This window comes from Pseudomonas sp. P5_A2_2, from assembly GCF_054177685.1.
Genome location: NZ_JBGCUL010001134.1, coordinates 1 through 1,341, shown reverse-complemented (window position 1 = coordinate 1,341; position 1,341 = coordinate 1). Strand labels below are relative to the sequence as shown.

General features: G+C 50.1%; 2 protein-coding genes and 1 pseudogene. 2 read left to right on the top strand and 1 reads right to left on the bottom strand.

Going from position 1 to position 1,341, the window contains the following annotated elements:
- A partial coding sequence (locus ACXRVY_RS29465; RefSeq protein WP_458239015.1) for an aromatic ring-hydroxylating oxygenase subunit alpha occupies positions 1–398 on the bottom strand: 398 nt, incomplete at its 3' end.
- A 603-nt stretch (positions 399–1,001) separates the two neighbouring features.
- Here ACXRVY_RS29465 and ACXRVY_RS29460 point away from each other — a divergent pair.
- A pseudogene (locus ACXRVY_RS29460) lies at positions 1,002–1,142 on the top strand (GntR family transcriptional regulator); the annotation flags it as partial.
- Positions 1,139–1,341 (top strand): dihydrodipicolinate synthase family protein (locus ACXRVY_RS29455; RefSeq protein WP_458239014.1); only part of this gene is annotated, 203 nt, incomplete at its 3' end. The pseudogene ACXRVY_RS29460 and the gene ACXRVY_RS29455, both read left to right, overlap by 4 nt.

Here is a 1,341-nt window from a genome sequence, read left to right as displayed (position 1 = left end):
TGCTGAGACTTGTCGAAATCGTCCCCCATGTTCCCGGCGAAAAGCAGCCTGCCATCCAGCTCGAAGGTCCATTTGTGGTAAGGGCACACCAGCTTGGCGACCTTGCCGCTAGCTTCCGGGCACACCTTGGAGCCGCGATGGCGGCAGGCGTTGTGGAATGCACGAATCTGTTTGTCTGCGCCACGGACGATCGCGACAGGGTAATCGCCGATTTGCAGCGACAGGTACTGACCCGACTTCTCCAGCTCAAATGTGTGCCCTGCGAAGATCCAGCTTTTGTGCCAGATCTGTTCCAGATCCTGCCTGTAAACATCTGGGTTGCTATAGAGCGCACCTGGCAGCGCATGATCAGGCTTGCGCTGCGCGATAAGATTTGAAACTGCCGATTTAGTGCTCACGGTCAACACACTCCAAAATACCAAGGGGGGCGACACGTTCAGCCTGCTCAGCGAGATGAGGCTAAACGGTCTTGAGTTCGCAGTACCGTCTGTGGACGCAAGCCATCAAACCGTGCTGCTTCTATCCGCGAACCGGAACGGTTGCCACGTCCAGGAAGCGCTTTACGAAATGTGCCTTCTTGGATGGGGGTGCCATCCGTGCACTCATTTCGTTCGAATCCTTACTAATGCAGACATTTTTTTTAATGCCGATCTTGCATCAAGAGCAATATTTCTACAGCACCTTATTCGAGCCCGGGTAAACGGCCCTAACTAACGGGACGAATGTACGAGAAGTATTCGTCGCCAATTCGTCGGTAGAATATCGCTGTTGTAAGGCTACGATGGCAACCATGCATCAACAAGAAACTTTTACTCTTATCAATGCATAAACAAATGTTATCGATTGACGTCGTGGCCTCGATTTGAAAATTACAAGCCATTGAAAACAAAGGGGTTTTAAATTTTAAGAACGAGTGAATCACCCTTCTAAAAATGTGCACGCCAGAAATACACTCTATTGACCGCCTTCTTGGCCCATGCGAGTCTGGATTCAACAGTAGCCAAAGTGCCGTAGTTGATCTCATGTTTGAGCATTGGGAACTGTCCCGTGAAAACATGGAGATTTTTATCGCGCCTCAAGGCATCAAGGCTGACGCGCTCGTTGATCTTCCACCTAACCCGCATTCGGAGCATTTATCTTGAAATTCGAAGGTATTTATACGCCAGCAGTAACTCCTTATAACTCTGATGGAGACATTGACTGGAATGTGTACTCGGAAGTTTTGGAGTCGCTGATTGAGGCGAAGGTGCACGGCATTATTATCGGCGGGTCAACAGGCGAGTATTATGCGCAGACGTCGGAAGAACGCACCGAGTTGGCGGCCTACGCGAAAGATGTGAT